Below are 4882 nucleotides of genomic sequence, written 5' to 3'. Positions count from 1 at the left end.
CAGACCAGCAGACGGGGCTGGCACAGCAGGGCCATGGCGATCATGACGCGCTGGCGCATACGCCCGGAAAGGCTATGCGGATATTCATCCACCAGCTGCGCCGCACGCGACAGGCCCACGCGTTCCAGCATGGCGATGACCTTGGCGGCGATCTCCTGGCGCGGCAGGGCAGTGTGGATGCGCAGCATCTCGCTCAATTGCTCGCCGATGCGGTGCAGCGGGTTCAGCGAAGTCATCGGTTCCTGGAAGATCATGGCGATCTCCTTGCCGCGGATGCTGCGCAGGGTGGCGTCGTCGGCTTGCAGCAGCTCACGTTCGCCAAAGCGGATGCTGCCCGACAGCCGGGCCTGGCTGGCCATGGGGAACAGGCGCAGGATGGACAGGGCTGTCACGCTCTTGCCGCAGCCGGATTCACCCAAGAGGCCGACCGTTTCATCCTGGCCCAGGGAGAAGGAAACGCCATCGACCGGCGCAACCCGGCGGCCGTGGCTCTTGAATTCGATCTTGAGATTCTCGATGGCGAGCATGGAGGTTCCTCAGCGGCTCAGTTTGGGGTCGAACACTTCGCGGATGCCGTCGCCCAGCAGGTTGAAGCCCAGCACCACCAGGAAGATCGCCAGCCCCGGCCACATGGCCAGCATCGGCGTGCTGTTCAGGTAGCCCTGGGCGATGTGCAGCATGGAGCCCCAACTGGGGTCTTCCGGCTTGGCGCCCAGGCCGAGATAGGACAGTCCGGCTTCGGCAATGATGGCCGTGCCCATGGCGAAGGTGGCCTGGATCACCAGCGGCGCCAGCGCATTGGGCAGGATGTAGCGCCACATGATGCGCAGGTGGCCGGCGCCGATGGAGCGTGCCGCCATCACGTAGTCGAGATTGCGGATGGTCATGGCCTGCCCGCGTGCCAGTCGCACGAAGGAAGAGGTGAAGCCGATGCCCACGGCCACCATGGCATTGTAGAAACCACCGCCCAGCGCCGCCGCCAGGGCCAGCGCCAGGATCAGCGAGGGAAAGGCCTGCAGGGCATCGACCACGCGCATGACGATGGCATCGACCGCGCCGCGATAGTAGCCGCTGAGGATGCCGATGGGCACGCCCAGCGAAAAGGCCAGCCCGACCGAGATCAATGCTGCCTGCAGCGAGATGCGCGAACCGTACAGCATACGGCTGTAGATGTCGCGCCCCAGGTCATCCGTACCGAGCCAGTGTTCGGCGCTGGGACCTGACAGTAGATTGCCATAGTCCTGGTCAAAGATCGGATCGTACCGGGCCAGTACCGGTGCAGCCAGGGCCAGCAGCACCAGTACAGTGATGATCACCGCACCGATCAGCGCCAGACGGTTGCGGCTGAAGCGGCGCAGGGTGCGCCAGCGGGGCAGCGCAGGCAGGGCCTGGGCGCTTGAGGAGGTGTTCATGTCGGGAGGCGTCATCGCAGGTTCAACGTTGAGCGGGCATTCAATGGGACTTCAGCGAGCAATACGCGGGTCGATCACGCTGTAGAGCAGATCCACGCAGAGATTGACCACGATCACCATGACCGTGGCGGCCAGCACGCCGGCCTGCACGGTCACGTAGTCACGCTGGAAGATGGCGTCGACGATCATCTTGCCCATGCCAGGGATACCGAAGATGCTTTCGGTGATCACCAGCCCGCCCAGCATCCCGGAGACCATCAGGCCGCTGGCGGTGAGCACCGGAATCATGGCATTGCGCAGCGCATGGCCCAGCACCACTTGCCAGTCGCGCAGGCCCTTGGAGAAGGCGGTGCGGATGTAATCTTCGTTCAAGACTTCCAGCAGGCTGCTGCGCACCATGCGCATCAGGATGGCCGATTCACGCAGGCCGGTCACGACCATGGGCATCACCATGGCAATCAGGTTGGCGTGCCAGTCCACCGACAGCGGCACGAAACCCGAGGCCGGCAGCCACCCCAGCTTGACTGCGAACAGGATGATGAACAACATGCCCAGCCAGAAGTGCGGCACCGACATACCGAACAGCGCAATCAAGGTGCCGATGGCATTGGCCCAGCCGCGTGGCCGTGCTGCCGAGAGGATGCCGGCTGGCACGGCGATGACCACGGCCACTAGGAAGCTGCCCAGGGCCAGTTCGATGGTCACCGGCAGGCGCTGCCACAAGGCCTCGGCCACCGGGGTGTTGTCGATGAAGGAGCGTCCCAGGTCGCCGTGCAGCACCGCCCACAGCCAGCGCCCATACTGCACCAGCAACGGATCATCCAGTCCCAGCTTCAGTCGCAGGGCGGCAGCGGCTTCGGGCGTGGCTTCCATGGCCAGGATGGCGGCCACCGGATCGCCCGGTAGCACCGCCAACAGGGAGAACACCACCTTGCTCACCAGCAGCAGAGTGGGCAGCGAGAGCAGCAATCGCTGCAGGAACTTGGGCAGCTTGAGCATGGACTTACTTGGAGACGGTGGCGGTACGGATCACGCCATCGGGCACGTACTGGAAGCCCTTGACCGACTTGGCGATGCCGAAAAGCACATTGTCATGCACCAGATAAATGTAGGGCACTTCCTTGACCAGGATCGCCATGGCCTGGTCGTAGAGCACCTTGCGCTTGGCCTGGTCGCCTTCCACCCGGGCCTGCTGCAGCAGGTCGTCCACCTCCTTGGCAGCGATGTGCGAATAGTTCATCGAGCCGCCGGAGTTCACGAAGTCAAAGATGTTCTGGTCCGGGTCGGGGCGTCCGCTCCATCCCAGGAACAGGCCTTCGAAGGCGCCAGTCTTGCCGGCTTCGACCTGGGACGCGATCTCGGTCTTTTCCAGCGTGACGGTGATGCCCGCCGGACGCAACATGCCCTGGATCATCTGGCCGGCCTGCAATTCGTCGGCCGTGGTAGGCAGGGTCAGCTTGAAGCTGAAGCCGCCTTCCTTGCCGGCCGCCTTGAGCAGGGCCTTGGCGCGTGCTACGTCGACCTTGGGCGGCACGTCGCTGGGACCATTGGCGAACTGTGCCTTGGAGAAGGGCGAGTGACCGGGTGCTACCGCATTGTTGTAGACCACCTTGGCGATGGCGTTGCGGTCGATGAGGATGTCGACGGCTTCGCGCACTTCCTTCTTGTCGAAGGGCGGCTTGGTGGTATTCAGATAGACGCCGCGAAAGCCCAACGAGGGCTTGTTGAGCACCGTGTAATTGGCGTTGGCCGGGACGTTGGTGATTTCCTTGTAGGGGAAGCGGTTGCTGATGTCGACCTGGCCGCTGCGCAGGTTGTTGAAGGCCACATTGACGTCCGGCATGATCTTGTAGACCACTTCGTCGACCTTGGGCAGGCCGGCGCGCCAATAGTCGGGATTCTTCTTGAGCGTGAGCGTGGCACCCTTGAGGCGCCCTTGGTAGATGAAGGGGCCGGTGCCGACCGGATGGTTAACGTAATCCTCGCCGTATTTCTTCACGGCCGTGGGCGAGGACATCATGCCGGCGCGGTCGGTGAGAATCGACAGGAAGGGGGCGAAGGGCGTGGACAGTTCCAGCTTGATGGTGTGATCGTCCACCACCGTGATCTTGCTGACGTATTTCAGTTCGTTGCGGCGCAGGGAAGTCTTTTCCTGGCCGCGCAGCAGGTTGAACTCCACCGCCTTGGCGTCGAAGGGCGTGCCGTCCTGGAACTTGACCCCTTTGCGCAGGTAGAGCGTGTAGGTCTTCTGATCGTCGGAAACGGTCCAGCGCTCGGCCAGCATGGGGACGATCTTGCCTTCGCCATCCAGGTCCACCAGCTTGTCGAAGATACTCTGGTAGAGGATGCGCTCGTTCAACATCGACGATTGCGTCGGATCGAGCTTGCCGGGATCGGCGTCCAGCGAGATGTTGAGCGTCACCGCCAACGTGGGCAGGGAACAGGTGGCCAGCACGGCCGAGGACATTGCGCACAGCAGGAAACGGGAGACACGCTGGTTCATTCGTTGTTCCTTTCAGAAGTCATCACTGAGCGAGCGCAACCGACCTGGCGGCGAGCCTGTCTGCCGCAGCCATCGGGCCAGGTTAGGCGATGGACAGGATGAAGGCAAGGACGGATACGTCAATGTATACAACAAAGAGGACATGCAGGAAGCGTGCCATGGCGTCAGGATTTCGTCAGCTGGTAAAACGCTATCGATGGCCGGGAATTTAGGCCAGACAGGCTTCCAGGCGGGCGGTCGCCGCACCTTGGCTGCCCGTTGATGGGGCGCCTGCCTGATGCGCGCGTGCAAGGATGCGCGGTGCAGGTGCGCGGCATCATTGGTCTGCACCTGCGTGTAAATATTTTTATTAAATAGCTTGCTATTTAATTTTGGCCTCGCTAAACTGCGCTGCATGAATTCGAAAACAGACAAACGCAAGGCGGCCCCGCTACTGGATGCCCAGTTGTGTTTTGCGCTGTATTCGACGTCTTTGTCGATGAGCAAGCTCTATCGCAAGCTGTTGCGCAATCTCGGCATCACCTATTCGCAGTACCTGGTGTTGATGGTGTTGTGGGAGCAGGACCAGTTGACGGTGTCGGAGATCGGCGAGCGCCTGGTGCTGGATTCTGCCACCTTGACGCCACTGCTCAAGCGCATGGAAGCGCAGGGCCTGGTGAGTCGGGAGCGCGCCGCCAGTGATGAGCGCCAGGTGGTCATTTCACTGACCGCCGAGGGCGACAAGCTGCGCGAGCAGGCGGTGGAGTTGCCGCGCGAAGTCCTGCGCGCCACCGAGTCGACCGCCGCGGAACTGACCGCGATGAAGGAAGAATTGATGGCATTGCGCGCCCGTTTGCACAAGAACACGGGTGAGTGATGTCGAAGGGATGTGGGCGTTGCCGCGTCCCTTTTTTAAAGTTAAATATATAGTGCACTACTTAATAGTGTTTTATATTTCATCGCAGGATGAGGTCTGGTTATACCCAGA

6 protein-coding genes are annotated in these 4882 nt (G+C 62.0%); 1 reads left to right on the top strand and 5 read right to left on the bottom strand.

What is annotated here, in order from left to right:
* From I5W_RS21910 to I5W_RS32625, 5 genes are all read right to left on the bottom strand, one after another.
* Positions 1–527: ATP-binding cassette domain-containing protein (locus I5W_RS21910; protein WP_044530826.1), on the bottom strand; the 527-nt coding region annotated here is incomplete at its 3' end.
* A gap of 9 nt (positions 528–536) precedes the next feature.
* Positions 537–1412 (bottom strand): ABC transporter permease, encoded by an 876-nt coding sequence (locus tag I5W_RS21905; RefSeq protein WP_044530827.1) that lies wholly within the window; start codon positions 1410–1412, stop codon positions 537–539.
* Positions 1413–1463: 51 nt separating this feature from the next.
* Positions 1464–2411 (bottom strand): ABC transporter permease, encoded by a 948-nt coding sequence (locus I5W_RS21900; RefSeq protein ID WP_044530825.1) that lies wholly within the window; start codon positions 2409–2411, stop codon positions 1464–1466.
* Between the two features lie 4 nt (positions 2412–2415).
* Positions 2416–3915 (bottom strand): ABC transporter substrate-binding protein, encoded by a 1500-nt coding sequence (locus I5W_RS21895; RefSeq protein ID WP_044530824.1) that lies wholly within the window; start codon positions 3913–3915, stop codon positions 2416–2418.
* 12 nt (positions 3916–3927) lie between these two features.
* A complete protein-coding gene (locus I5W_RS32625; RefSeq protein WP_199901786.1) occupies positions 3928–4401 on the bottom strand; it encodes a hypothetical protein in 474 nt (157 codons plus the stop codon).
* On the opposite strand from I5W_RS32625, the gene I5W_RS21890 reads away from it, so the two are divergent.
* Positions 4310–4771, top strand: a complete 462-nt coding sequence (locus I5W_RS21890; protein ID WP_017450749.1) for a MarR family winged helix-turn-helix transcriptional regulator — start codon at positions 4310–4312, stop codon at positions 4769–4771. The genes I5W_RS32625 and I5W_RS21890 overlap by 92 nt on opposite strands.
* Positions 4772–4882: the final 111 nt, after the last annotated feature.

Source organism: Herbaspirillum sp. B65, from assembly GCF_000333555.1.
Classification (GTDB): domain Bacteria; phylum Pseudomonadota; class Gammaproteobacteria; order Burkholderiales; family Burkholderiaceae_D; genus Herbaspirillum; species Herbaspirillum rubrisubalbicans.
This window is presented reverse-complemented; position numbering and strand designations above follow the sequence as displayed.

Bases quoted from the DNA above. Each gene is read 5' to 3' on its own strand.
- I5W_RS21905 (WP_044530827.1), bottom strand. From the start codon at position 1,412: ATGAACACCTCCTCAAGCGCCCAGGCCCTGCCTGCGCTGCCCCGCTGG.
- I5W_RS21900 (WP_044530825.1), bottom strand. From the start codon at position 2,411: ATGCTCAAGCTGCCCAAGTTCCTGCAGCGATTGCTGCTCTCGCTGCCC.
- I5W_RS21895 (WP_044530824.1), bottom strand. From the start codon at position 3,915: ATGAACCAGCGTGTCTCCCGTTTCCTGCTGTGCGCAATGTCCTCGGCC.
- I5W_RS21890 (WP_017450749.1), top strand. From the start codon at position 4,310: ATGAATTCGAAAACAGACAAACGCAAGGCGGCCCCGCTACTGGATGCC.